This is a genomic window from Bacillus sp. PK3-067 (assembly GCF_056738645.1).
This window is the reverse complement of record NZ_CP096490.1, coordinates 1531790-1556674: the sequence shown is the minus strand read 5'-3', so window position 1 is coordinate 1556674 and position 24885 is coordinate 1531790. Positions and strand designations below refer to the sequence as shown.

Annotated in this window: 31 protein-coding genes and 1 riboswitch; of the genes, 10 read left to right on the top strand and 21 right to left on the bottom strand. The window is 33.7% G+C overall.

The window, feature by feature from the left end:
* Positions 1-108: 108 nt before the first annotated feature.
* Both M1D73_RS08125 and M1D73_RS08120 read right to left on the bottom strand, forming a co-directional pair.
* A complete protein-coding gene (locus M1D73_RS08125; RefSeq protein WP_000033625.1) occupies positions 109-786 on the bottom strand; it encodes an OmpA family protein in 678 nt (225 codons plus the stop codon).
* A gap of 19 nt (positions 787-805) precedes the next feature.
* Positions 806-1639, bottom strand: a complete 834-nt coding sequence (locus M1D73_RS08120; RefSeq protein WP_000504192.1) for a flagellar motor protein MotP — start codon at positions 1637-1639, stop codon at positions 806-808.
* Positions 1640-1811: 172 nt separating this feature from the next.
* On the opposite strand from M1D73_RS08120, the gene M1D73_RS08115 reads away from it, so the two are divergent.
* Positions 1812-2414, top strand: a complete 603-nt coding sequence (locus M1D73_RS08115; protein ID WP_000400752.1) for an HD domain-containing protein — start codon at positions 1812-1814, stop codon at positions 2412-2414.
* Between the two features lie 27 nt (positions 2415-2441).
* On the opposite strand, the gene hfq is transcribed toward M1D73_RS08115, so the two are convergent.
* Positions 2442-2630, bottom strand: a complete 189-nt coding sequence (hfq, locus tag M1D73_RS08110) for an RNA chaperone Hfq (RefSeq protein ID WP_000400665.1) — start codon at positions 2628-2630, stop codon at positions 2442-2444.
* Between the two features lie 53 nt (positions 2631-2683).
* Positions 2684-2902: an aspartyl-phosphate phosphatase Spo0E family protein gene (locus M1D73_RS08105; protein ID WP_000291688.1), complete on the bottom strand. Its 219-nt coding sequence runs from the start codon at positions 2900-2902 to the stop codon at positions 2684-2686.
* 232 nt (positions 2903-3134) lie between these two features.
* Here M1D73_RS08105 and M1D73_RS08100 point away from each other — a divergent pair, with 232 nt between their 5' ends.
* From M1D73_RS08100 to M1D73_RS08090, 3 genes are all read left to right on the top strand, one after another.
* Positions 3135-3254, top strand: a complete 120-nt coding sequence (locus tag M1D73_RS08100) for a YjcZ family sporulation protein (RefSeq protein ID WP_000120179.1) — start codon at positions 3135-3137, stop codon at positions 3252-3254.
* Between the two features lie 288 nt (positions 3255-3542).
* Positions 3543-4742 (top strand): MFS transporter, encoded by a 1200-nt coding sequence (locus M1D73_RS08095; protein WP_208755796.1) that lies wholly within the window; start codon positions 3543-3545, stop codon positions 4740-4742.
* A gap of 221 nt (positions 4743-4963) precedes the next feature.
* A complete protein-coding gene (locus tag M1D73_RS08090) occupies positions 4964-5689 on the top strand; it encodes a sulfite exporter TauE/SafE family protein (RefSeq protein WP_088867709.1) in 726 nt (241 codons plus the stop codon).
* A gap of 375 nt (positions 5690-6064) precedes the next feature.
* Here M1D73_RS08090 and nfsA read toward each other — a convergent pair whose 3' ends face one another.
* The 3 genes from nfsA to M1D73_RS08075 all read right to left on the bottom strand — a co-directional run bounded on the left by nfsA (position 6065) and on the right by M1D73_RS08075 (position 7993).
* Positions 6065-6799 (bottom strand): oxygen-insensitive NADPH nitroreductase, encoded by a 735-nt coding sequence (nfsA, locus tag M1D73_RS08085; protein ID WP_001002387.1) that lies wholly within the window; start codon positions 6797-6799, stop codon positions 6065-6067.
* Positions 6800-6948: 149 nt separating this feature from the next.
* Complete coding sequence (locus M1D73_RS08080) at positions 6949-7266, bottom strand: magnetosome magnetite crystal formation protein family (RefSeq protein ID WP_000678055.1); 318 nt, start codon at positions 7264-7266, stop codon at positions 6949-6951.
* Positions 7267-7414: 148 nt separating this feature from the next.
* A complete protein-coding gene (locus tag M1D73_RS08075) occupies positions 7415-7993 on the bottom strand; it encodes a YdcF family protein (protein WP_000727393.1) in 579 nt (192 codons plus the stop codon).
* A 160-nt stretch (positions 7994-8153) separates the two neighbouring features.
* Here M1D73_RS08075 and M1D73_RS08070 point away from each other — a divergent pair, with 160 nt between their 5' ends.
* On the top strand, positions 8154-8819 hold the full coding sequence (locus tag M1D73_RS08070; RefSeq protein ID WP_000923927.1) for a DUF421 domain-containing protein: 666 nt from the start codon (positions 8154-8156) through the stop codon (positions 8817-8819).
* A gap of 36 nt (positions 8820-8855) precedes the next feature.
* On the opposite strand, the gene M1D73_RS08065 is transcribed toward M1D73_RS08070, so the two are convergent.
* The 3 genes from M1D73_RS08065 to M1D73_RS08055 all read right to left on the bottom strand — a co-directional run bounded on the left by M1D73_RS08065 (position 8856) and on the right by M1D73_RS08055 (position 12950).
* Positions 8856-10211, bottom strand: coding sequence for an MATE family efflux transporter (locus M1D73_RS08065; protein ID WP_000388388.1), 1356 nt, complete (start codon positions 10209-10211; stop codon positions 8856-8858).
* Between the two features lie 141 nt (positions 10212-10352).
* The gene (locus M1D73_RS08060; RefSeq protein ID WP_000925935.1) at positions 10353-11183 is read right to left on the bottom strand and encodes a MerR family transcriptional regulator; all 831 of its coding nucleotides are present in this window, start codon (positions 11181-11183) and stop codon (positions 10353-10355) included.
* Positions 11184-11276: 93 nt separating this feature from the next.
* A complete protein-coding gene (locus M1D73_RS08055; RefSeq protein WP_000645621.1) occupies positions 11277-12950 on the bottom strand; it encodes a ribonuclease J in 1674 nt (557 codons plus the stop codon).
* A 331-nt stretch (positions 12951-13281) separates the two neighbouring features.
* Between M1D73_RS08055 and M1D73_RS08050 the strand changes: the two genes are divergently transcribed.
* Positions 13282-14445 carry a cation:proton antiporter gene (locus tag M1D73_RS08050; RefSeq protein WP_000393901.1) on the top strand — a complete coding sequence of 388 codons (1164 nt, stop codon included), beginning with the start codon at positions 13282-13284 and terminating at the stop codon, positions 14443-14445.
* A 62-nt stretch (positions 14446-14507) separates the two neighbouring features.
* On the opposite strand, the gene M1D73_RS08045 is transcribed toward M1D73_RS08050, so the two are convergent.
* The 8 genes from M1D73_RS08045 to M1D73_RS08010 all read right to left on the bottom strand — a co-directional run bounded on the left by M1D73_RS08045 (position 14508) and on the right by M1D73_RS08010 (position 21016).
* Positions 14508-14786 carry a DUF3986 family protein gene (locus M1D73_RS08045; RefSeq protein WP_000417068.1) on the bottom strand — a complete coding sequence of 93 codons (279 nt, stop codon included), beginning with the start codon at positions 14784-14786 and terminating at the stop codon, positions 14508-14510.
* A 64-nt stretch (positions 14787-14850) separates the two neighbouring features.
* Positions 14851-16200, bottom strand: a complete 1350-nt coding sequence (locus tag M1D73_RS08040) for an aspartate aminotransferase family protein (protein WP_000850962.1) — start codon at positions 16198-16200, stop codon at positions 14851-14853.
* Between the two features lie 191 nt (positions 16201-16391).
* On the bottom strand, positions 16392-17942 hold the full coding sequence (locus tag M1D73_RS08035; protein ID WP_001098240.1) for a solute symporter family protein: 1551 nt from the start codon (positions 17940-17942) through the stop codon (positions 16392-16394).
* Between the two features lie 2 nt (positions 17943-17944).
* Positions 17945-18286 (bottom strand): DUF485 domain-containing protein, encoded by a 342-nt coding sequence (locus M1D73_RS08030; protein WP_000817366.1) that lies wholly within the window; start codon positions 18284-18286, stop codon positions 17945-17947.
* A gap of 222 nt (positions 18287-18508) precedes the next feature.
* Positions 18509-19138 carry a sterol desaturase family protein gene (locus tag M1D73_RS08025; RefSeq protein ID WP_000755401.1) on the bottom strand — a complete coding sequence of 210 codons (630 nt, stop codon included), beginning with the start codon at positions 19136-19138 and terminating at the stop codon, positions 18509-18511.
* A 78-nt stretch (positions 19139-19216) separates the two neighbouring features.
* The gene (locus tag M1D73_RS08020) at positions 19217-19510 is read right to left on the bottom strand and encodes a hypothetical protein (protein ID WP_000286361.1); all 294 of its coding nucleotides are present in this window, start codon (positions 19508-19510) and stop codon (positions 19217-19219) included.
* Positions 19511-19529: 19 nt separating this feature from the next.
* Complete coding sequence (locus M1D73_RS08015; RefSeq protein WP_001196841.1) at positions 19530-20273, bottom strand: LysE family transporter; 744 nt, start codon at positions 20271-20273, stop codon at positions 19530-19532.
* Between the two features lie 14 nt (positions 20274-20287).
* Positions 20288-21016 carry a YqcI/YcgG family protein gene (locus tag M1D73_RS08010; protein ID WP_121868173.1) on the bottom strand — a complete coding sequence of 243 codons (729 nt, stop codon included), beginning with the start codon at positions 21014-21016 and terminating at the stop codon, positions 20288-20290.
* Between the two features lie 264 nt (positions 21017-21280).
* On the opposite strand from M1D73_RS08010, the gene cspB reads away from it, so the two are divergent.
* Together cspB and M1D73_RS08000 are read left to right on the top strand one after the other, a co-directional pair.
* Positions 21281-21478, top strand: a complete 198-nt coding sequence (gene cspB, locus M1D73_RS08005) for a cold shock-like protein CspB (RefSeq protein ID WP_001161731.1) — start codon at positions 21281-21283, stop codon at positions 21476-21478.
* Positions 21479-21597: 119 nt separating this feature from the next.
* Positions 21598-21846 carry a DUF2564 family protein gene (locus M1D73_RS08000; protein ID WP_000534392.1) on the top strand — a complete coding sequence of 83 codons (249 nt, stop codon included), beginning with the start codon at positions 21598-21600 and terminating at the stop codon, positions 21844-21846.
* Between the two features lie 33 nt (positions 21847-21879).
* Here the strand turns inward: M1D73_RS08000 and M1D73_RS07995 are convergent, their stop codons facing one another.
* The 3 genes from M1D73_RS07995 to M1D73_RS07985 form a co-directional block, all read right to left on the bottom strand.
* A complete protein-coding gene (locus M1D73_RS07995) occupies positions 21880-22056 on the bottom strand; it encodes a zinc-finger domain-containing protein (RefSeq protein ID WP_000358801.1) in 177 nt (58 codons plus the stop codon).
* Positions 22057-22068: 12 nt separating this feature from the next.
* Positions 22069-22728, bottom strand: coding sequence for a ribonuclease H family protein (locus tag M1D73_RS07990; RefSeq protein ID WP_000875548.1), 660 nt, complete (start codon positions 22726-22728; stop codon positions 22069-22071).
* 151 nt (positions 22729-22879) lie between these two features.
* On the bottom strand, positions 22880-23365 hold the full coding sequence (locus M1D73_RS07985) for a QueT transporter family protein (protein ID WP_001026480.1): 486 nt from the start codon (positions 23363-23365) through the stop codon (positions 22880-22882).
* Positions 23366-23371: 6 nt separating this feature from the next.
* A riboswitch (PreQ1 riboswitch) is annotated at positions 23372-23416 on the bottom strand.
* Between the two features lie 132 nt (positions 23417-23548).
* On the opposite strand from M1D73_RS07985, the gene M1D73_RS07980 reads away from it, so the two are divergent.
* Together M1D73_RS07980 and M1D73_RS07975 are read left to right on the top strand one after the other, a co-directional pair.
* The gene (locus M1D73_RS07980; RefSeq protein ID WP_000127417.1) at positions 23549-24421 is read left to right on the top strand and encodes an aldose 1-epimerase family protein; all 873 of its coding nucleotides are present in this window, start codon (positions 23549-23551) and stop codon (positions 24419-24421) included.
* 69 nt (positions 24422-24490) lie between these two features.
* Positions 24491-24877, top strand: coding sequence for a reverse transcriptase-like protein (locus M1D73_RS07975; RefSeq protein ID WP_000573880.1), 387 nt, complete (start codon positions 24491-24493; stop codon positions 24875-24877).
* The last annotated feature ends 8 nt before the right edge of the window (positions 24878-24885 follow it).

Sequence of the window (24885 nt, the reverse complement as noted above, 5' to 3'; positions counted from 1 at the left end):
TTTCACCTTATCATTCTCACTCATTATACAAAATAAAATGATAAAATTTAATATTTTTTTAAAAGAATTTTCGTATTTTTATTATTTTATTATTAAAATAACAATATACTACTCTTTTATATAAATAACAACGCGACGGTTCTTTTCCCAGTTTTGCGGTGAATCATTTGGTACAATTGGCTTTGTGTCTGCATATCCTACCGCAGCTAGCCTTTTATCGTCCACATTATACACTTCAATTAAATGGTGAATCATATTTGCCGCTCGTGCTGAAGATAACTCCCAATTAGAAGGGAATTTCTCGTTATGAATAGGTCTACTATCTGTATGTCCCTCTACAACAATTGGGTTAGGTACGGATTGAAAAAATCCAACTAATTGACTTATTATCCCTTTCGCTTCGGGCTTAACGTTCGCATCGCCTGTATCAAATATTAAATTATCTACTATAACGACGCTTACCCCTGTATCCTCTCGATATACATTCACTTGACTAATACCGTTATTATCTACATACGCTTTTAACTTCTTATATAATTCATCCATTCTCTTTTTTGAAATCATTTTTTCATCATTTTTTTCATGTGAAATATCCGGTATTGTATTTTCCATTACTTTTGCATCTACTTGCTCCGTATCACTAAACTTTTCAAGCATCTTTGACAATTTTACTGCATCTTGCTTTGATGTAGCAACTAGTAATACAAAGAAAGTTAATAATAACATCGTTAAATCTGTAAAAGTCGTCATCCAACGAGGCGATCCCTTTTGCGGTCCTTTACTCATCATACCACTCCTTGAAATATTAGGCTGCTCCTTTTACCTTTTTTACCTTTGTTTCGTATACGTATGTATCCAGTTTCAACTTTAATTTAGAAGGGATTTGTCCACGATACAATTCTGAAATAGCTTCTATTACAAACTTCTTCTCTGTATATAAATCTTCAATACCACGATATACTTTTTCCGCAAGAGGGATTGCAATCATATTCGCAAGTACAGACCCATATAATGTCGTTAACATCGCAACTGCCATCCCTGTACCAATTTGCGATGTATCTTGTAAGTTTTGGAGCATAATGATAAGACCAATTAAAGTCCCTATCATACCCCAAGCTGGAGCAAAATCACCAATTTTATCTAATAATGCTGCTCCTTTTCTTAACTCATACACTTCCGTTTCAATATCTTTCAATAACACTTCTTTTAATTCATCTTCATCGTAACCGCTTAACATTAATCGAATTCCTTTTTGAATAAAAGGATTATCCACTTGCTCTCCATCTACCTCTAAAGAAAGCAAGCCGTTCTTTTTAGACTTTTTCGAAAAATCGACAAACAAATCTGTTAACTGTTCTAAATCTTCTTCTCTTCTATGTAAAACAGTAAAAATGCTTTTCGTATATTTTTTTATTTCTCCAAATCGATATGCCACAACAATTGTCGCTGTTGTTCCCCCTATGACAATTAAAATAGATGAAACATCTAAAAAGTTTTTGAAAGCTTTTATTCCACCGCCGCCAAGCATAATTGCCGCTATCACTATAATGAAACCTACTATAATGCCCACTGGGCTAGAAATATCAAACTTCCTTTTTCTTCTTTGTGGTCTAGCTAATACTTGATTTTTCTCTCCCATATTTCTGCCCTTTCCTTTCCATTTTTATATAACATTTTTTTATTTTAATAATACGTTTTCACATATAACATGTATTATACGCTTATCATCTGTTTATCGCAATATACTCATGAAATTGACACATTTCATTTCTATATTAGAATTATGGTATGAATAAATGAGGAGGATCACGATGGAACACAACATTTTACAAGTCATTGCATTAGCAGAAAAACTAAAATATGAAATGCGACATAGCTGGCTTTCCAACGGACGTCAAGAAAGTGTTGCCGAACATACATGGCGTATGTCTCTAATGGCCATTTTAGTTGAACCTTATTTGGATCAAAAAGTAAATATTGAGAAATTACTTAAAATGGTTATTATTCACGATCTAGTCGAAGCCGAAGCTGGTGATATCCCTGCATTTGATACAATGAATAGTCATGACTTACAGCTACAAAAACAAAAAAATGAACTAGAAGCTATTTTAAATATTAAACAAACATTAACAGGTTCTCTCGGTGAGGAATTATATGACTTATGGATGGAGTTTGAAGCGAAAGAAACGTACGAAGCAAAAGTTGCTAATGCACTCGATAAACTTGAGGTGAAAATCCAGCATAACGAAGCTGATATTGATACGTGGCTACCAATTGAACATAAAATGACATTCCAAGTAGCAAAGCATACAAACTTTGATTCTTTCCTATCTAAATTACAAAAAATCATTGAACAAGATGGAGAAAAGAAGTTAATTGCTGCCGGCATTGATGTTGAGGCATGCAAGCAATAATGAAATAAGACACTCAACAAGAGTGTCTTATTTCATTATTGTTGATATAGCCTGCTTATAAATAAGCTGTTGTTTTCCATCCACTAAGATTAAAACTGTAAATTTATCTACTCCAACAACTTCTCCTACTATTCTAACGCCACTCTTTAAGAAAATGGTAACTGTACCTTTTTCTTCTTTTATTTGTTTATACAATTCTTCCTGTAAATGTTCCAATTACTGTCCTCTCCTTTCTGTGAAACATCTTAATATAAAAAACTATAAATCTTTTATTTATGCACTTTGTCTTTTATGTTCATAAACTTATTAATAAGTATATCTAAATCACGACTAAATAACAAAACTTTATCATGATCCAATCCGTGTCTCGCAACAAGTTGAATTAACTCTTTCTTTTTGTTTTCTATTTTATTTTTTAATTGTCCCATCTCCATCTCTATACTAAAACTCCCTTTTCCCATAATATTACTTGTAAAATTATAGTACATATTCTCTCATAAAAAAATAAGAAAATGGTTTTTTTTACAATTTTTTATTTTTTATGCCTAAATTATGAATTACGTAAAGGTTTATTTACAAATCACTAACATGCAATCCTAATGAATCTACGGGCATTTGTCTAATTATAAATGAGACTGGCTCGTTTTCTATACAAAAAACATACTGTATATAGTAGTCCATGAACCATATAGATTAACTTACTAAAAAGGAGGAAAACATATGAGTTATGGTGGAAGTTGCGCTGGTTTCGGCGGTGGATTTGCTTTGCTTATCGTACTATTCATCCTTCTAATCATCATCGGATGTAGCTGTTGGGGTGGCGGCGGATACGGATATTAATATATCCTATCCTTGAAAAATGAACTAAAAACTATAGAAAAACAGCTCAAATATGAGCTGTTTTTTTCATACTTTCGTATGAATTTATATCCCTCTTATTTGCGATTTCAACTAGCAACATATTGTTTACTATGGAATAAGAAACATTTTTACTAAGGGGGATTACAATGATTAGAGGTCTTTACGAAGCACATTTACCTGTTGGACTTCCCAGAGAGGAAAAAGTGTATTTAAGTGAGTGGAAAAAACAAATTCAAACATCGTCATTACATAAGGATTAATCTATTTATGTCAGTTTCTTATTCCACACTTCTTAAAACAAATAAAAACTTCAATAAACTATTTTATGGGCAAACATTAAGTGTACTTGGGGATTGGTTCCATACGGTAGCTTTATTAACATTTGTCTACAGCATAACGGAATCGCCGTTTATGATCGCACTTACTTTTATAAGTAAAAGTTTACCACAGCTTCTTCTTAGTCCATTCATAGGCGGAATTGTAGATCGTTTCTCTAAAAAGAATATTATGATTTTTACCGATATTACACGGGGAATTCTAGTCCTTACATACTTACTCGCAGGCTATAAAATTGAGATTATTTTCATTGCTAATATATGTTTATCTGTACTTTCTTGTGTATTTGAACCGGCTAAACAAGCAACCCTAAAAAATATCGTACACCAAAATCATTTCGTAACTGCTAACTCTCTTTCTAGTACAATTAATGGTTTTATGTCTATTATGGGGGCTTCTTTGGGCGGAGTAATTGCACAATCTTTACATATTGAGTTCGCTTTTTTAGTAAATAGCCTATCATACTTTATTTCAGCCTATTTTATTTATAACATGAGTATTCCTGCTCATGATACTTGTAACAAGAACAAAGCATTTTTCACTGATATAAAAGGTGGTTATACATACATATTACAAACAAAAATCATTTTAACATTAATTCTTGTCGGCATTTCATGGGGGATTATTGGAGGCGCTTATCAACTACTTCTAACGATCTATGCCGAAAAAATTTTCCATACGAACATTGGGATTTTATATACGGTTCAAGGGGCTGGGCTTATGATAGGAAGCCTTCTCGTTAATCTTTATATATCCCATAATAAAGAAAAAATGAAAAAATTATTCGGTTGGGCCTACTTATTACAAGGAATTTTCTTTCACGGATTCATTCTATCCGATCAACTTAGTATCGGTATCATTACTTTATTCTGTATGCGCATAGCAGGAGGAATCATCGTTCCACTTGATACGACATTACTTCAAACTTACACACACGAAAATATGATAGGTAAAGTTTTTTCATTCCATTATTCCATTTACGGATCTCTTATTCAGTTATTAATGTTTTTTACAGGAGGGCTGTTAGAAATTCTTTCTCCTCAAATGATTGGCTGTTTATTAGCTACATGCTGTATTTTTGTAAGTTTTATATGGCTGTTCTTGTTTTATCGCGGGGATCTCAGTGAATAATTTAATGATAATCAATACATTTTGATCCCATTCCTTATTTGTTTCCCCATAATAAAATTGTTTAAAAATACAAGTCAGATTTTTTAATTAAAGAGCCTTATATGGCAACACTATTTGAGAAAAAACTAGATATTTATGTTAAAATACAAATAAGTTTGTGAAACATTGCACTTAAATAATAGACTTTAACTAGTTAAACTTGATTAAATAGGAGGGCTGTTTTGGGTATCACATTCATTTTCGTATGTATTATATTAGTGGCTTCTATTCTGCAAGCAAGTACAGGTTTTGGCTTTTCCATAATGGCAACCCCTTTCTTACTTATGTTATTTCTACCACAAGAAGCTATACAAATAAACATTATTTTATCTTTAATTATATCCATTTCACTTATTTGGAAAATAAGAATGGACGTTGATTTTGTTCTACTGAAAAGGTTTATTTTTGGAAGTATAGTTGGTGTTCCTTTTGGCATTTTAATTTTCATTTCCGTTAACATAAACACTTTTAAATTAGCAGTTAGCATCCTACTCTTACTATTAACATTGTTGCTAATATGCAACGTTAAGGTTAGATCAACACAATCTAGAGATTTCATAGTTGGCGGATTATCTGGTCTTTTAACGACAAGTATCGGTATGCCAGGTCCACCCCTGTTACTTTATTTTACAGGAACTAATACTGAAAAAGAGAAGTTAAGAGCAACTACATTAGCTTTTTATCTGTTTATATATTTCATTAGTCTAGTAACTCAAATACTCTTTACTGGCACAAACAAAACCATTTGGGAATCAAGTTTTTATGCCATTCCAATTGTATTTTTAGGTTTGTTTATAGGTCAAATTATTTTTAAATGGCTTAATCAACGGATTTTTAAAATATTTACGTACATTCTTTTAAGTTGTACAGGGGGTTATCTTCTTATTGAAAGTTTGAACTTGTTATAGAAGATGCTTTAGATTGTGCCATAACAGATATGTTCAAACAAAATTATTGCTGTATTTTCCGGCAGGGTATTCCATATCAAAACTTAAATAACTTTATTTACAGTTTACAATTAGCAATAATCTTTCTTTCATAAGATAAACATTTCAAATCAAATACTAAATAAAACGATAAAAAGCGGCTATTATGCCGCTTTTACTTACTATTGGCATTTCATTCTCATTTTCTATCACTTTTGTAAAAAATTATTAATTTTTATTTCTATGTATATGATAACAAACAAAATACCTAAGTTCAGAAAGAATAAACAACTTTCTGGCCTTAGGTATTTCTCCTTCCCAAAAAGACAAACCTACATCACAGGTTTGCCTCTTTACTCACTTCTTATTTAATCCTTTTTCACTTAAGAACTCTTTCATATGCATTCTTTTTTCTTTAGACATAAACGAACTCATTGATTCCGTCCATGTTACGTTTTTCTTGTTTGATGATCTTTCTTTATAATACGCGTTCATCGTTTCATCATATTCGTTTAGTAATTCATCATATTTTTGTTCATCATATCCATTTTCATGAAGAACTGCTGCTACCGGTAAACGTGGTTTCACTCCATGATCTTCATCTGGTACGCCGACTGTCATTCCGAATACAGGATATACTTTATCAGGTAAATGAAGCAGTTCACTCACTTCTCTCGGATTATTACGAATACCACCAATATAACAAATACCGTATCCTAACGATTCTGCTGCTAGTGCTAAGTTTTGCGCAAAAAGTGAAGCATCTACCGTCGCAACGATAAAGTCTTCTACTCCCTCATACTTTATCTCTGTACTATGTTTTTCACATGCAATTTCAAGTCGTTTTAAATCTGCACAACAAACAAAGAATGCTGCACAGTCTTTCACGTGACGATTTCCGGATAGCTCTGCTAGTTTAATCTTTAGGTCTTGATCTGTTACATATATAACAGAATAAGCCTGTACAAAATGTGATGAAGCTGCATGTTGCGCAGCGTGCACCATCTTTTCTACTACATCTTTCGGAATTGATTCTTCTTTATATTTACGAACTGAAACATGTTGCTCCATCTTATGTATGATCTCATTCATGAAAATCACTCCTTTTTTCTCTTCCTAATGAAAAATTAACATATCTTTTTCAATTTTCACAACTTATAAGCACAAAAAGAGCAATTCTTTTTGAACTGCTCTTTTTTAAAACGTTTATCGATACGGTAAATGAAATTATACTTATTATATTACGCCGTTTTCAAAACTTTAATACCTTTTACGATATTCCAAATGAAGTAGTAAATTCCTACAAGAATGAACACTGCATATGTGATAGCCATTCCAATTCCAGCACCGTCAGATTGATTGAAACCTAAACCGTACATACCTGATACTGCTAGTCCTCCAAATAAGATTGCGTATGGGAAAACATGTGACCAAAATGCTTTTTTCGCGTGATACTTCACTTCATCTTCTGCAACAAAGTACACGATAATTGGTAGTAAAAATGGTGCAAAAAAGATACTAAAGTAACATAACGAAGATAAAATATTATTTCCTTTCATCCGATTCACCTCTAAATAGTTTTTGTTACCTTCATTATGTCAGGAAATCATTCTAGAAACTATCGCTTTACCTTTCACGAACGTGACATATTTGTAAGATTTTCCTCAAACTAAATCCCGCCTGAAGTTTCAGCCGGGATCACTTTCACTATATTCGATTCATAAACCAGTACTGTGTGATTGCTAAATATTCTCGTACATTCGATGGAATGATGATTGGTTTCGGTGTTTTTGCCGGAAGACCTTCTAATTGTAAACCTTGTTTTGCCGCTATTTTTTTCGCTCTAAACATGTGAAAATCGTTTGTTACGATCATTCCTTTTTTCATATTGTCCGGAATTAAAGGTTTTGAGAATTTAATATTTTCATCAGTACTCGTTGACTTATCTTCCATTATAATGCGGTCTTCTGCAATTTTTAATTTCATTAATTCATTTTTCATTGCTAATGCTTCTGAAATATCTTCCCCTTTTCCTTTCCCTCCAGATACAATAGCGATTGCTTTATCATGTGATTTCAAATACTCAGCTGCTTTATCAATACGATATTGCAATGAGTACGATGGTTTCGTTCCGTTTACTTTCGAGCCCAATACAATTATATAATCAGCTTCATAGGTCGCATTCATTTGCCCATGCTTATAAATGTTATATTGTAAAAATCCCACATAAACGGCGCAAACCATTATAATTCCTATCATATACTTAATTATTTTTTTCTTTTTCATATCCATATACTCCTATGTTCTTTGCTTCTTTCATGATAATATCCATTTATTTGTTTGTATACAGACAAATTCCAATTCAACCTAATTTATCCTCTAGAAAGTAATATTTATATTTCTTTCGGGAACAGTAAGTACAACTTTGCACGAAGGAGTGTCTCTATTGCTTCTCTTTTTATGTAACGTATCGTTCTTTTTTATTTTATTTTTACTATCACTTAAGATGCTCGGTAAATCAGCTTTAGCACAACTAACTCCTCATGATTTTGGTGCTATTATCTTTTTATCTTATTTAGCTTTTCAGGCCATACCAGTCTCTGGTGCTTTGCAAGCTTTTCTCGGTATGCTTGTAATTACATGTTTACATTTAATCCTTACAAAATTAAGCCTATTCAACAAACTAAATCGTTTTATTCTCGGGCACCCTATTATTTTAATTAAACATGGTGACATTATTTTTGAGAATTTACAAAAAAGTAGATATCCAATTGCTGAATTACTTTCTAACCTTCGCGTTGCAGGATATCCAAGTGTTCATGAAATTGAATACGCTATTTTAGAAGCGAACGGCGCTATTAGTATTTTACCAAAAAGAGAACTTGTACCATTAACTCCAAAAGATTTAAACATAGAAGTTAAGTATGCTGGATTACCAATTGCACTTATCGTCGATTCACAAATTCAATATGATAACTTAAAGTTAATACATAAAGATGAAAAATGGTTATATAAAGAATTAAAGGAAAAAGGAATTACAAATATTAAAAACGTTGCCTTTGCTTCTGTTCAAGAAACGGATGGATCTTTTGCGATTAGTTTAAAGGAATAAAAAAATCCCCTTAATTGCTTAAGGGGATTTTCTTCATCATATCGCTTCTTTCTCTCCTGCCATATTTAATGGAACAGGATGTTTCATACGATTCATCGTAAATACGATAATCGCTGTCATTAATTCTGCAACTGGCATAACGAGCCAAATTCCGTTTATCCCAAATAATTTCGGCATAATCCATAACAATGGAATAATAAATAGTAATCCTCGGCTCATTATAATAAGTACTGATTTCTTCGTTTGTCGCACTGATTGGAAATACTCTCCATACACAATGTTATAACCTAAAAATACGTATTGGATAAAGAATAAGCTAATACCTGTTAAGGTTAACTCCAATAATTCTGGAGATTGAACATCAAATAAACCAATGATATATTTCCCGAAGAATAATCCGACAATTATCGCAATGCCTCCGAGGACAACTGCAATTTTCACAGCAAACTTCAATCCTTCACGAAGTCTCTCTGATAAATTTGCCCCATAATGGAAACTAGCAATTGGCTGTAATGCTGCTCCAACACCAAAGAATAATAGTAATGTCATTGCATGAATACTATTCACCATCGCATAGGAAGCTACTCCTACTTCTCCTGCATATTGGACGAATGCGATATTAAAACCAATCGTTACGATTGCAACCGTACTTTCTGCTGTAAAACTTGGGAAACCAATCACCATAATTTGTTTGACAGTATCCCATTCAAAATGGAATTTCGTCCACTTTAAAATACTACTTTTTCTAAAGAAATGAGTTAATAATACAAGGAAACCAATCGCTGCCGAAAGAATAGTCGCTGAAGCAGCACCTGTTACGCCCCATCCAAAGATAAAAATAAAGATATAGTCAAACACTATATTTAATACAGCTGTTACAACAAGACCAGCCATTGCTAAATTAGGATTTCCATCATTCCGTATGAATGTACTTAAAATATTTTCTAAAACGTATATCATTCCAAATGTTAATAATACGTGTAAATAGTCTAACGCATATGGTAGAATCACTTCATTTGCACCAAATAAGTATGCTAAATCTTCTATTCTCCATAAGCAAATCGCTGCTAAAATCCCTACGATAACAACTGCTACCGTCATGGATTGAGTAAAAATAGACCTTGCTCTTTCTCGTTTATTTTCGCCTAATGCAATGGAGTATAACGTTGCCCCGCCCATTCCGATCCATAATGAAATAGAGAAGAAAATCGAAAATGCTGGAATAGCCACGTTCACTCCTGCTAAACCGTTCGCCCCAACTCCTCTACTAATCATGACCGCGTCAATTACAATATTCACTGACATTAATACCATTCCAAGAACGGCTGGTATTAAATAAGAAATAAATAAGCTTTTTATCGGTTTTTCTCTTAATTTTTCTGTTGCTTCCATACTCTAATATGCTCCTTTTTTTAACTCTCTTTTCTTAGTTTAAACCTTCAAGTAACTTGAAGGTCAAGAGAGAATTAAAAAAACAGGTAACTGACTTATACTAATGAATGTAAATTTGTAATCAATTCAAAAGTTTTCATCTTATTTTTTCACTACAGGAATTTGAATTTCTGTTACTTGCTCCTCTGGATTTTCTGTTACAGACCAATCAATCAATCCAATCTCAATCGAATCTCCATGTACTTCGTAACCTTCTTTATCAATGTATGTAAGTAACTCCTTGTACGTTGCATCTGTTTCTTCATACGGTCCATGATGATAAGAGCAAGCATATAAACCTTCTTTAATTTCATCTGAAGTATGCACTTCATACGGCATATAATCCAAAAGAATAAATACACTGCTATATGCTTGAAACTCATTTTGCATTAATCCTTTTTTCGCAACAGTTACACCAATATCTCCAGAAAATAAACTATCATCCATTTGCCTCATATTTTTTTGTAACGAATGAATGTAGTACTCAAACATATCATCCGTCGTATTTGGAGCAACCGCAATTGCTGTAATTTTTCGCTGCGGAATCTCTTTAATTACCATTTGTTCAGCTTTTGCTTTTGTTGCTTTCTTAATTAAATGAATTCTATGCTCCATTTTCGCCAAAGCATACTCAATTTCTCTTTGTTTCTTCAGCATCATCTCTTGTTGTTTTTCCAGTAAATTGAGTGCGTATGCTGGATTTCTTTCATCAATATATTTCTTAATTTCCTTTAACGGAATATTTAACTGGCGTAAAAATTTAATCGTATCTAACAGTGAAAATTGATCGATTGTATAATAACGATAATTCGTTTGAGGATCCACAATGGACGGATGAAAAATTCCTTTTTCATCATAATACCTTAATGTAGATTCTGCGATATTATGCATTTTCGCCATTTCTCCAATTGTAAAACGTTTATTTAATAACATCTTTTATTTCCTTCCATTTCCATTTATTTCATTATATGTTCATTTTCTCTTCAAAACAAAAAAGAATTCCCATACGAGAATTCTTTTTTACTATTAAACCTCTATTATTATAGGAAGAATCATCGGCTTTCGTTTTGTATTTGTATATATATACTTCCCTAACGCTTCTCTTACCTCCCTTTTCAAAATCCCCCAGCTATTCACATTCTCTTTCTTTAAATTATTAATCGTAATAACAGCTAATTTATTTAATTCTCTTAGAAATTCTTCTGAATCACGGACATAGACAAATCCACGAGAAATAATATCTGGACCTGAAATTATTTCTCCATCCACTTTATTAAAAGTAATAACTATAACGAGCATTCCATCTTCTGAAAGTTGTTTACGATCACGTAATAATGCATTTCCAACATCTCCAATTCCTAATCCATCTACATATATATTTCCTGCCTGTATTCTTCTAGATTGAATTGCCACTTCATTACTTATATCTACAACATCTCCATTACGTACAATAAAGATATTTTCCTTTTCAATACCAATTGATTCTGCTAACAAACTATGGTGATGTAGCATTCTAAACTCTCCATGAATTGGAATAAAATATTTTGGCTTCATTAATGTAAGCATTAACTTCAACTCTTCTTGATATGCATGACCGGATACATGCACTCCAGTAGAACTACCTGATCCGTAAATCACCTTTGCTCCTAATGCAAATAAATTATCGATAATTCGAGAAACGTTACGTTCATTTCCTGGGATAGGGGTCGCGGCTATAATAACCGTATCTTCTGGTAAAATATCCACTTGTCTATAGTTTCCACTAGCTAAACGCGCTAAAGCTGCCATTGGTTCTCCTTGACTTCCTGTACAAAGTATTGCAACCTGCTTTGGATCTAAACGATTTACCTCATTTGCTTCAATCAACATACCTTCTGGAATATGTAAATAACCTTTCTCTAGAGCAACCTCTACTACATTTACCATACTTCTCCCTAGCAAAGCTAGTTTTCGATTTGTTTTTATACATGCTTCAACTATTTGCTGAACACGATTCACATTAGAAGCAAACGTAGAAATAACTACTTTTCTATTTGCTTTCATAAATATTTCCTCTATCCGTTCTCCTACTGACCTTTCTGATGGAGTAAAACCTGGGCGTTCTGCATTTGTGCTTTCAGATAATAAAGCTAGTACACCTTCACTTCCTATTTTAGCCATTTTATGAATATCAGGATGTTGATTATTTACTGGTGTTAAATCAAATTTAAAATCACCTGTATGTACTACAGTACCTTCTGGTGTATGAAAAACAATACCGAGACAATCCGGAATACTGTGGTTCGTTTTAAAAAAAGTTGCCTTAATAGAACCACAATCAATTTCTGATTCTGAATGAATAACGATTAATTCCGTATCATTTTGAAGATTGTGTTCCTTTAATTTAATTTCAATTAAACCTAACGTTAACTTTGTTGCATAGATTGGTACATTTAGTTGTTTTAAAAAATATGGTATTCCGCCAATATGGTCCTCATGCCCGTGCGTTACTATTAAACCGCGAATTTTTTCTTTATTTTCTTGCAAATATGTGACGTCTGGAATTATTAAATCAATCCCTAATAAACTTTCATCTGGAAATTTAGATCCACAATCAATGACGACAATATCATTTTCATATTGGATAGCATACATATTTTTTCCTATTTCATTTACTCCACCTAAAGCAACAATAGACAAGTTATTTTTTAATGCCTTCAAATTATAAATCCTCCCTTTCACAGTTATAGTTCGTGAAATAGTATGTAGAATTTATTATTTGTAATGGAAAAGGACTTCATACTATTTTATACATATAAAATTCACACACTACTCTTACACCTATATCCCAATAAGGCAGCTTCTTCCTCAAAAAGCTCCCATTTTTTCATTGATTTTTTATAAAATCTATTATATATTAATTACAGGTTCAAATTACGAGTTCAAAAGAACTTGTAATCAGACCCTTTTGTTTAATGGGTTTTACATATTTTCATTAGGCAAATTCCGAGAAATCGTATGATAAAATTAAAAATGACGAGGAGAGGATCAGATGGAATTCGAATTTTTCTTTCAAATTGCACTTATTTTATTAAGTACAAAGCTTGCTGGTGATCTTAGTGTTAGATTAGGTCAACCTTCTGTACTAGGTAAATTAATTGTCGGTATCGTTATCGGTCCAGCTGTATTAGGTTGGATTGAAAATTCAGAGCTTCTAACTCAATTAAGTAATGTCGGGGTTATTCTTTTAATGTTTATGGCTGGACTTGAAACAGACTTAGAAGAATTAAACGCAAATCGTAATTCTTCTTTAGCAGTTGCACTCGGAGGTATCATTCTTCCATTCGTAGGTGGTTACGTTTCCGGTCTTGTGATGGGAATGGAACAAGGAAACGCTGTATTCTTAGGATTACTTCTATGTGCGACAAGTGTTAGTATTTCCGTACAAACACTTCGTGATTTAGGTAAAATGAAAACACGTGAAAGTACGACGATGCTTGGAGCCGCTGTATTTGATGACATTCTTGTTGTTATTTTATTAGCATTTGCAATGAGCTTCTTAGGTACTGATGATGTTAACTTAACAATGGTTATCTTGAAGAAAGTAGTATTCTTCGCTTCTATTATTTTAATCGGATGGAAAGGTGTTCCTGCGATTATGCGCTGGTTATCACCACTGCGCGTATCTGAGTCTATCGTAAGCGCGGCTCTTATCATCTGTTTCTCATTCGCATATTTTGGCGAATTATTAGGAATTGCTGGTATTATCGGTGCTTTCGCTGCTGGTATTGCAATTTCTCAAACAAACTACAAACATGAAGTAGAAAAGAAAGTAGAACCAATTGCTTACGCTATGTTCGTTCCCGTATTCTTCGTTAGTATCGGTATGAATATTACATTTGACGGTATCGGCAATCAAATTTGGTTCATCTTAGCATTAACTGTTATCGCTGTATTAACGAAATTAATCGGCTGTGGATTCGGTGCACGAATGACTGGATTTGACGCTAAGTCTTCTGCAATTATCGGTGCTGGAATGGTTTCTCGTGGTGAAGTTGCACTTATCATTGCAGGAACAGGACTTTCTTCAGGTCTATTGGCACAAGATTACTTTACAGCAATCGTTATTGTCGTTATTTTAACTACAATGATTACACCACCAATGTTAAAATACACTTTTGGTGCAAAAGATAAAGCAATGAAAGCAAGTAAATAAATTTACTATAATAAAAGGAGATTGCTATTTTATAAGATAGCAATCTCCTTTTTGTTTTATCTTTAAACAATCCCGTTCTTTTTTAACCATTTTTCAAAAATAATTCGTGCTTCATCATCATCAATATCATTCCCAAATGAATACACCATAATGCCATAATCATCTATATATTTACCTAGCTTCATTCCCTCCACTTTCTTATAAAAATCGTCTGCCTCATAGTGCGGAATATAAGCATCCCAAACTGGTTCATTTATTCTTTTGTACGCCGTCACTTCTAAATCATATCCGTCTTCATAATATCCGATGTGATAATGTTTGTTAGGATCATATTTCTCCATTAAAAGTCCCCTCCTACTAAACAAGAGCGAGCCTTATATTACAGCTCGCTCCTCTCTCTATTTATTAAATACGCTCCATCGCTGTCTTCAACGTTCCAACAACGAAAGCAATCTCTTCACTTGAAATAACAAGAGGCGGCGCTAATGTTAAAACGTTATTATATCCTGCTGTTGTCATACCGTTTCGTCCTATAATTAAGCCCTTTTCTTTACAAGCATTTACAACACTTGCAATTTTGTCGTTATCAATTGGCTCTTTCGTCTCTTTATCATTTACTAATTCAATTCCAACTAATAGACCTTTTCCTCTAATATTCCCAACAAGCGGATGTTCCCCAATTTCATCTTTTAGTTGCTCTAATAAAAGGGAACCCATTTGCGCAGATCGCTCGATTAAATTTTCATTTTCCATAATCTCTAAGTTTTTAAGTGCTAATGCACAAGCTGCTGGATTTCCACCAAATGTATTAATATGGCGGAAGAATTCATATTCTCCTTTACCTTTAAAAGCCTCATATATTTCTTTTTTCACAGCTGTTGCAGATAATGGTAAATATGCGCTCGTAATGCCCTTTGCCATTGTAATAATATCTGGCTTCACATCATAATTCATAAACCCAAATGCTTTTCCTGTACGACCGAAACCGCAAATTACTTCATCACTAATAAGCAAGGCACCGTGTTTTTGACACGTCTCATGAACAGCTTTCATATAGTCTTGTGGTGGCATTAATATGCCCCCGCCTGTAATAATTGGTTCCATAATAAAAGCGGCAATTGTTTCACTTAATTCCCACGTCATAACACGATCGACTTCTTTCACACATTCTACATCATAAATATGCTGCCCTTCAATTTCAGGCATACGGTAACAATCCGGTGGTGTTACGTGTAAAAAACCTGAAGCAAACGGCTCATACTGATATCTACGCTGCGCTTGTCCCGTCGCTGCCATTGTCGCCATTGTATTCCCGTGATACCCACGGTAACGTGACATAAATTTATAACGATGTGGTTCACCTTTTTGAGCATAGTATTGCCTTGCTATTTTAAAAGCTGTTTCGTTCGCTTCTGAACCACTATTTGAGAAGAAAATAACATACTCTCCCCCAAGCCACTCATTTAACTTTTCAGCAAGCTTTATAGCTGGCTCATGGGATTGTGACATTGGAAAGTATGATAATGTTTGTAATTGCTTATAAGCCGCTTCTGCGAGCTCTTTTCTTCCATATCCACTATTGACACACCAAAGGCCACTCATACCATCTAAATATCTTTTTCCTTGTATATCTTCAACCCAGCACCCTTCAGCTTTTGCCCCTACCATTGTACTATTTGGACTAAAGGGACGCATTCCGTGCCAAACATATTGCTCATCTTTTGCTAATAATTCATCAGTTTGCTTCGTTTTCATCATTACTTCCACCTTCCATAACAACTTATTTTTCACAAAAGCTGCGCTGGTGCCATGATGACTTAAATTTCTCCCTGCTATTTTCATTCCACAAAATTAAGACAAATCCTACTTACAAATCAGTAATATTTACAAGAAAATGACAAAAGAAAAAAGAGCTTTTCTTATCTATCGAAAAGCTCCTCTTTTATTTAATGTGAAGACGCATCGCTAATGCCATGACCAGTATTAGATTTCACTAGAATTTCATCAAATTTCGCTTCATCTTCTTTCTTACTAGATAAAACCGTTCCTAAATATGCTGCAAGAAATCCGAGTGGAATTGAAATAATTCCTGGTGTCGTATATGGGAATAACGCTTCCCCAACAAAAATAGCTTTTCCAGCTACAGGGTTCCAAACATTCGGACTCAACGCTACGAGAACAATCGCTGATACGAGACCTACAATCATACCCGAAATAGCACCCGTTGTATTAAAACGCTTCCAATATATTGTAAATAAAATTACTGGTAGATTTGCACTCGCTGCAACTGCAAATGCTAATGATACTAAAAATGCTACGTTTAATGTTTGGGCAAATAATGCAAGTATGATAGATAGTATCGCTACTCCAATAGATGCATAACGAGCCATGGATACTTGCTCTTTTTCCGTTGATTTTCCTTTACGAATGATTTCATTATAAAAATCATGAGCGAATGCTGATGCTGCTGTTAATACAAGACCTGCCACTACAGCCAAAATCGTTGCAAAAGCAATTGCTGATACGAAAGCAAATAAGAAGTCTCCACCTAACGCTTTGGCTAATAAAGGTGCCGCCATATTACCAGCTGGGTTTGCTTTAATAATCGCTTCATTTCCTACAAACGCTGCCGCACCAAATCCTAAGAAAATCGTCATAATATAAAATGCACCAATTAACCACGTCGCATATACGACAGATTGACGTGCAGTTTTTGCATCACGTACTGTAAAAAAGCGGACAAGTATATGTGGTAATCCAGCTGTACCAAGTACTAGTCCTAAATTTAAAGAAAGTGTATCAAGACCATCCTTATACTTTACACCTGGATTTAAAAATGAATCTTTTAAAGGTGTAGCTGTTTTCATTTGAGCGAACATTTCAGTCACGCTGAAGTTGAATTTTGCGAAAACGATAACAGAAATAATAAACGTACCAGCCATAAGTAATACAGCCTTTACGATTTGTACCCAGCTCGTTGCTGTCATACCTCCAAAAATAACATACACCGTCATAAGTGTTCCAACGATTAATACAGATGTCGTATATTCAATCCCTAATAATAATTTAATAAGTGCACCCGCGCCAACTAATTGTGCAATCATATAAAAGATAGAAATCGTCATCGTATTAAGAGCTGCAACTCCGCGAACTTTTTTCGCATCAAAGCGTGCTGCAATCATATCCGCCAAAGTGTACTTTCCTAAATTTCTAAGCGGTTCTGCAACAAGATATAGTACAACTAGATAAGCAACTAAAAAACCGATACTATAAAAGAATCCATCAAACCCAGTTAATGCGATTGCTCCAGCTATACCGAGAAATGAAGCAGCAGACATGTAATCTCCAGCAATGGCCAGACCATTTTGCCAACCAGTTAATCCCCCTCCAGCCGTATAAAATTCACTCGCATTTTTCGTTTTTTTCGATGCAAAATAGGTTATGACGAGCGTACCAAGAACAATAATTAAAAATAGTGCAAATGCAGTAGTATTCAAGTTCAGCCCCTCCCTTTTTGCATATCTTGCAGAATTTTTCGGGAGATTTCATCAAATGATTCTGCTTTTTTGCTATAAATCATACATAGTGCCCATGTCATGATAAATTGGGAAAAAGCAAATACCCACGCCCATGTAACGTCTCCAAATGCAGGTGTATTAAGCACCTTTGAATACGATGTTAGAATAGGTAATGCGATAAAAAAACTAAAAAAGAAAATACTCATTGGAATGATAAACTTCTTTTTCGTATTTAATAACAATTGAAATTCTTCCGACTGAACGACCTCTGTATAATTCACCTCATTTTGCAACTTACGTGCTGACGTATCGTCTCGTTTCATTAACCGATCCCCTCTCTTACTTGAAATACACTTCCCCCTTGCATACCCAAAGACTAAATTTTATAAATATTCAGAAACTTATATTCATTTTAGACAATCCATGCATTCATGCAAAGATTTTTTGATAGACATTTTTCGGCAATTTCCCCTAAATTTTTAATATACTTTTTCAAAATAAAGTGACACTTTACTTATTTATCCTCATTAAGACAAAAGCAGTGCTTAACGCACTACTTTTGTCTTTTTTTCCTTTTCTAAATTACGAGCCGTTTCGCTTAGCTCAACATCTTTTCCGTCTTTCAGTGTTCCAAATATAAAATCGAATACTGGATTTGAAACACCAAACCAAAACTTTTCATTTTTATAATGGTGTAATATATGTTGTTTTTTTAGCCATCTTCCAAACTTAGTGACGGGACGAATCGGTCTATGAGCAATATAATGTTTCCATTCGTAAACGAGCAGCATAATAATCATTCCGATTCCAAATGAAAGTGTAATAGTAACACTTTTTGTAATACCATATGCTATAAGTAAATATATAGTAAAACTAGGTATACTAAACCATACAGGTAAAAACAAAAGTTTTAAATCATCTGGATATACGTGGTGATCATAATGCAATCTTCTTAACATTTTTAATAGAAATGTGTTTTTAGGTGGCTTTATATGGAATAAAAAACGATGTGTCATATATTCATTAAGTGTATAGAAAACAATCCCAAACATACATGCTAACATGCCAAACCACGTAAAAAATTGCATTTTTAAAATAATAATGAAAACAAATAGAATGCTATACATAATAACGATATCATGTTGTAAAAAGAACTCTTTCCCCACTTTCTTCATCTTGTTTCCCCCTTTTCCAAAAAAACAGCCGCAACATATCGTTACGACTATTTCTTTTCTATTCTTATTCTATTCACTTTACAAATTTGCCTGCTGTTCTATTGTCGAGAAAAAATTGTTTGGTCCAAATATATTTTGCTTCGGAATAATATGTTCCACTGCAAACACTGTTACTTCTCCTCTTTGCACTTCTCCAATAATGAGCCCAAATATTTCATGATTTACTGCAAACGTCGGTTGCTTTGTTTGTAACAATCTTGCAGCATTATGAAATACCGCTTCATATAGTGGATTTCTATCAGTAATTTCTTTTCGGATTTTTGGCGCTAACGTAATTATAATTTCTTTTCCGTCAATAGTGGTTCGATACATAAAAATCTCCCCTTCAATCTTATGTGAACAACTGTAAAGCTTTGTATGCAAAATGTATAGAGTAACCTACTAAAATAATACCTGCTCCGGCTGTTATGTAGCCAAGCGCTTTTGGTTTTAATAAAGTTCTTCCAAAATGTACAGAAAAAGCAATATTTAAATTCCATAAAATAATACCAACAATAATGCAAAGACTGTACAAAAAAGCCTCTTGTTTCGTTACCTTCGTAAGTAATGAGCTAAGTGTACTTCCGTATATACCAAACCAAAAAACAAGATTTAATGGATTGGATATCGCAATTAAAAATCCTGCCATAAACGATTGCTTAAGGCCACCTACCTCTTCTTTTTTATATTCCATATTCGAGTCGAAAATTCCTTGTTTTACACTTTGAAATCCTAAATAAAATAACAAGAAAAAACCCGTGCAATACATGAAGGCTTGTACATATGTATACATAAACACAGAAGATAAACCGAAATAAATGAGAAGCATAAATAAAACATCTGCAGTCATTCCACCAATTCCAACAACCCAAGCGTGCCAAAACCCACGTTCAATTCCTCGTTTTAACATTTCAATATTAATCGGCCCTACTGGCGCAGCTAATGATATACCTAATACGATTTGCTGTATAATTGCTCCAAACATCGCTCTATCCTTTCTACTCTCTTTACTACTAGTTAATGATGTAATTTGAAAAAATAGACTAGCTTTCATAATAAAATACCCTTTTTTATCCAAAATATACAAAAGAGCCATCTAGGTGATGGCTCTTACTTTTCTATCCTATGAATAAAAGGACATTTCCCTTTTATTGGCTCTACATCGTCTCCTATGAAATATTGTTTCCATTCACGATGCTCTGGGTCACCATAATGACTAATGTTAGGATGTTTCGGCAATTGATCCCACTTTTCAACTCGCTCACGAACCATTTGTCTTGAATATGCTCCTTTAGGACAATCTCCCTCTAATCCATCAAAAATAGTGCGTGGCTGAAACCCAATAACGAGAGAATTCCCTAAATGTCTAGTTTTTCGTTGTTTATAAGCTGGCGCATTTCCAAATGCGAATATTGGCTCACCACCAAATGAAAATTCCCATAAATAATGGTCTGGATCTTCAGGAATTTGCTTTGGCCATGCTTGATTATCGTTTTCATGTAAATACTGTAACACTTTCCAAAAGGAATCACGGTAATATTCGAGTGGCTGTTCTTCACATTCCGGTTCTACAAAAAGGAAAAAGCCCCTTCTTACAATCGGCCTCTCTTTCATTAACTCTAAAAAAGATAACATTGTATGTGGTAAATGACTCCAATCATTATGAGAAAGAAATGAATAACGAAGTTCATTCTTTTTCAAAGCTGTTAAACCGAAATAACATGGAAAAGTTGGTTCTAACACAACATTTGAAAAAATCTCAAATTCTTTTGCAACCCAATCCGGTATGTCGGTTCTCGTTCTCATTCCTTCATTATCTAATAAGTAAGACTTATTCATTCTTTCACCTCATTATGTATAGCATTCAATTAAGAATATTATATACTCAGCCTGTCCTATACCTATTTAAAAATTTGACTGAAAAATTATTTAAAAATACAAAAAAATAAAATCGCTTACTTGACTAAATTCTCCCAATTCGTGTATATTTAAATTAATCATTTAGCAGAATATTCAAGAATATAGCATTTTTAGTTTATATTATTTTTTTAAAATGAATTTCACTAAATGAAAATAGTAAACGCTTTTAGGAGGAATTGTAACATGCAAGGAAAAGTAAAATGGTTTAACAACGAAAAAGGTTTTGGATTTATCGAAATGGAAGGCGCTGACGATGTATTCGTACATTTCTCTGCTATTCAAGGCGACGGCTACAAAGCTTTAGAAGAAGGTCAAGAAGTATCTTTCGACATTACTGAAGGTAACCGCGGACCTCAAGCTGCTAACGTAGTAAAACTTTAATCCAACATATAACAGGAGGTTACCTTACTTGGTAACCTCCTTTGTTATTCCTTTGTATATTTCCGTTTTACAGAGCAAAAACTATGTGAAATGCGCACTATACAAAGGAGGAATTATTAATGGGATCAGAAGTAAATGATTTTGAAGAAGTGAAATTCCGTGTAGAAACAGCACAAAAAATGGTAGGATCAGCAACAATTTCAATGGATCCAGATACATTAGAACATGCTACTACTGCTGTAGAAGCAGCTCGCTCTCAGCTTGAAATTATGAAATCTGTTGCAACTGATTTAGATGAGCCATTTTTAATGAATGAGGAAAAAAAATTAAATAAATGTGAGCATCAACTAAACGAAGCAAGACACTAAAAAACATCCAGAGAATTTTCTCTGGATGTTTTTTCATGACAACTGTTCCCCATACTTTTTCAATGTTTCTCCCACTGTACATTGCCTTATACAAAATGAATGAGCGTAATACTTACTATTTGTCTTTCGATTATGTTCTCGCAAGAAACATCCTTCACAATACGTTTCTAATAAGTCATTTACCTCTGTAATGAGTTGCTTTTTATCCACCTTTGCACCTCTCTATTCGGTTATTTCTTTATGACTATCAATAACTGTTCCTTCTAATGCTTGCGTTGCTAATTGATGTGCTTCTTTATTTTGTTTTCTAGATATCGGCTCACATACAAGTTTTAATTTCATTTGCTTCGCCTTTTGTTCAATTTGATCTAAATAATGATTTAAATGTTCATCGTAACAAGGCCATTCTCCGGCTAATTGCTGCAGTACCACTTGTGAGTCTCCGCGAAGTGTAACTGCTTCATACTTAATCCCTAGTTCCTCGAGTATATTCATACCGTATAATAATGATGCATATTCCGCTTCATTATTATCATATATACCTTCTATATATGCATTGCGGCGAATGCGGTAGTTTGTATTTCCTTTTTTATAATACACACATATACCAACGCCAGCTTCTTTCGTTTGCACATCATACCCCCCATCAAAATAAACGAGTATTTCTTGGGGCTCTTCCTCTACTTGCTTACTTAACTTTTTCATCTCTTTTAATGACCACTCTGCGTCCATTTCATCGTAAAATAAAAGTTCCTTAGCTCTTCCTGTTTTCTCAAAATCCTCTGCAAATTGAAGTACTTCTTCTATGTTCATATACTCTGTTGTTAATTCCGTCTGCAATCCACGCTTCGTTTTATACAACCAATGAATTTTATATTTCATACTACATTCCCCTTATGTAAGACTTCTTATATATATCCGGCTAATTGAAGCCTCACTTTATTTTATTATATTTTATCTAGAGTCACAGCATTATATTCAATATGATTACATACAAAAAGAGCTATCCCTATAGGAATAGCTCTTTCATCTATTACATAAATCTTTCAAATTGTACTCGCTTATTAATCCAGTACATTACAGGCATACCGATCGCCATGACAACAAATTCACCGATTGCACAAGTTAACCAAGACAACATAAATGGTAAACCCAATGCAAGATGAAGTTCAATTGCAATCATAAACATTGTAATCGTAAAGATAACTGTATTAAAAATCATACGAGCCCAAACACCTTTAATAAATCGCATAGAAATAATCGTTGCAACTAATGCAAGAATAGATTGACCTACTCCAAATACTAAATCATAAGCGATCATAGGTGAGAACAAGAGATTCGTTAAAAATACACCTAATACAATTCCGTAAATTGCTTTCTTGTTAAATACAACGAGATGATTAAACATCTCTGAAATACGAAATTGTACATTCGTAAAGCCAAATGGCTGAATAAGCATAGAAACAGCAATATATAATGCCGCTAAAATACCATTACCGACTAAAGTTCTAATATTCATGACAAAATCTCCTTAGTTTTTTTACGTGGGATGGTTTCGAACCACGTTATTCGTTTTTTAAGCAACAAGATTATATTTTACGTCGTAGCCCCTCTTTCGTCAATAGATTCCTATCATAAACTACCTTTTTCCTTTTAGACAACGTATAATGAAACATATGAAAGATTTAGGAGGTTTCACTTCATGACAGCAACAATTCAAAATGAAAAAGTGATCGTTTCCATTTCTGACAAAGGTGCAGAATTACAGAGCGTTCGCTTAAAAGAAGACAACACAGAATATTTATGGCAAGGTGATTCTACTTATTGGGGACGCCGTGCACCAATTTTGTTCCCAATTGTCGGCCGATTAGTAGATAATACATACTACGTAGACGGTAAACCATATTCATTAACACAACACGGTTTCGCTCGTGATCTTACTTTCTCTGTGAAAGAACAAAGCGAAACAAAAATCACTTATATCGTTACTAGTAATGAAGAAACATTAAAAAAATACCCATACGAATTCGAATTACTCGTTTCTTATGAGCTAAATGGACAAAGCGTTCATATAACATATGAAGTAAACAATCCTACTTCAAAAGAGATGTTCTTCTCAATCGGAGCACATCCTGGATTCAACTTCCCTTTATTGGACGGTGAATCATTTACAGATTATCACTTATCGTTTAATGGTTCGGAACGCTTAGAAACAAGCGTATTAGAAGGACCTTATCTTTCAAACAAAAAGCAATTAATCGCTGAAAATACGACTGAATTGCCACTTACATATGATTTATTCAAAAATGATGCACTTATTTTTGAACATATGAATACGAATGAAATTTCGATTCGTTCTCATAAACATAATAAATTTGTAAAAGTAGAATTTGATGGATTCCCATTTGTTGGCGTATGGACACCAGGGGATAACGCACCTTTCTTATGTATTGAACCTTGGTATGGCATCGCTGATGAAGTAAATCCAGCAAAAGATTTCAAGAACAAAAAGGGAATTCAATCTTTACAAGCGAATGAAACATTTACATGTCGTTACAGCATCACAATCGGATAACTACTCTATCCCCTACTTCAAAAAAATATTTAAGTAGGGGATCATCTTATAATTTGGAGGTTTCTCATTTTGATTGAAGTATATATTGATGGTGCATCAAAAGGAAATCCTGGTCCTTCTGGTGCAGGAGTGTTTATTAAAGGCGTTCAGCCACCTGTACAATTATCAGTACCACTTGGAACAATGTCCAATCATGAAGCAGAATACCGCGCTTTACTTTTAGCATTAAAATATTGCATCGAGCATAATTATAGCACTGTCTCTTTTCGTACAGATTCGCAGCTTGTTGAGCGGGCTGTTGAAAAGGAATACGCAAAAAATAAAATATTTGCACCTCTTTTAGATGAAGCACTGCAGTACATAAAAAACTTCGATCTCTTTTTTATTAAGTGGATTCCAAGTAGTCAAAATAAAGTAGCTGATGAATTAGCTAGAAAAGCTATCTTACAAAATTAACGGGGGTA

Bases quoted from the DNA above. Each gene is read 5' to 3' on its own strand.
- M1D73_RS08025 (WP_000755401.1), bottom strand. From the start codon at position 19,138: ATGAAGAAAGTGGGGAAAGAGTTCTTTTTACAACATGATATCGTTATT.
- M1D73_RS08040 (WP_000850962.1), bottom strand. From the start codon at position 16,200: ATGAAAACGAAGCAAACTGATGAATTATTAGCAAAAGATGAGCAATAT.
- M1D73_RS08015 (WP_001196841.1), bottom strand. From the start codon at position 20,273: ATGGCTCTTTTGTATATTTTGGATAAAAAAGGGTATTTTATTATGAAA.
- M1D73_RS07990 (WP_000875548.1), bottom strand. From the start codon at position 22,728: ATGAAATATAAAATTCATTGGTTGTATAAAACGAAGCGTGGATTGCAG.
- cspB (WP_001161731.1), top strand. From the start codon at position 21,281: ATGCAAGGAAAAGTAAAATGGTTTAACAACGAAAAAGGTTTTGGATTT.
- M1D73_RS08115 (WP_000400752.1), top strand. From the start codon at position 1,812: ATGGAACACAACATTTTACAAGTCATTGCATTAGCAGAAAAACTAAAA.
- nfsA (WP_001002387.1), bottom strand. From the start codon at position 6,799: ATGAATGAGATCATACATAAGATGGAGCAACATGTTTCAGTTCGTAAA.
- M1D73_RS08080 (WP_000678055.1), bottom strand. From the start codon at position 7,266: ATGAAAGGAAATAATATTTTATCTTCGTTATGTTACTTTAGTATCTTT.
- M1D73_RS08000 (WP_000534392.1), top strand. From the start codon at position 21,598: ATGGGATCAGAAGTAAATGATTTTGAAGAAGTGAAATTCCGTGTAGAA.
- M1D73_RS08030 (WP_000817366.1), bottom strand. From the start codon at position 18,286: ATGAAACGAGACGATACGTCAGCACGTAAGTTGCAAAATGAGGTGAAT.
- M1D73_RS08120 (WP_000504192.1), bottom strand. From the start codon at position 1,639: ATGGGAGAGAAAAATCAAGTATTAGCTAGACCACAAAGAAGAAAAAGG.
- M1D73_RS08095 (WP_208755796.1), top strand. From the start codon at position 3,543: ATGTCAGTTTCTTATTCCACACTTCTTAAAACAAATAAAAACTTCAAT.
- M1D73_RS08100 (WP_000120179.1), top strand. From the start codon at position 3,135: ATGAGTTATGGTGGAAGTTGCGCTGGTTTCGGCGGTGGATTTGCTTTG.
- M1D73_RS08010 (WP_121868173.1), bottom strand. From the start codon at position 21,016: ATGAATAAGTCTTACTTATTAGATAATGAAGGAATGAGAACGAGAACC.
- M1D73_RS08050 (WP_000393901.1), top strand. From the start codon at position 13,282: ATGGAATTCGAATTTTTCTTTCAAATTGCACTTATTTTATTAAGTACA.
- M1D73_RS08045 (WP_000417068.1), bottom strand. From the start codon at position 14,786: ATGGAGAAATATGATCCTAACAAACATTATCACATCGGATATTATGAA.
- M1D73_RS08105 (WP_000291688.1), bottom strand. From the start codon at position 2,902: ATGTACTATAATTTTACAAGTAATATTATGGGAAAAGGGAGTTTTAGT.
- M1D73_RS08065 (WP_000388388.1), bottom strand. From the start codon at position 10,211: ATGGAAGCAACAGAAAAATTAAGAGAAAAACCGATAAAAAGCTTATTT.
- M1D73_RS08075 (WP_000727393.1), bottom strand. From the start codon at position 7,993: ATGAAAAAGAAAAAAATAATTAAGTATATGATAGGAATTATAATGGTT.
- M1D73_RS07980 (WP_000127417.1), top strand. From the start codon at position 23,549: ATGACAGCAACAATTCAAAATGAAAAAGTGATCGTTTCCATTTCTGAC.
- M1D73_RS07985 (WP_001026480.1), bottom strand. From the start codon at position 23,365: ATGAATATTAGAACTTTAGTCGGTAATGGTATTTTAGCGGCATTATAT.
- M1D73_RS08060 (WP_000925935.1), bottom strand. From the start codon at position 11,183: ATGTTATTAAATAAACGTTTTACAATTGGAGAAATGGCGAAAATGCAT.
- M1D73_RS08125 (WP_000033625.1), bottom strand. From the start codon at position 786: ATGAGTAAAGGACCGCAAAAGGGATCGCCTCGTTGGATGACGACTTTT.
- M1D73_RS08020 (WP_000286361.1), bottom strand. From the start codon at position 19,510: ATGTATCGAACCACTATTGACGGAAAAGAAATTATAATTACGTTAGCG.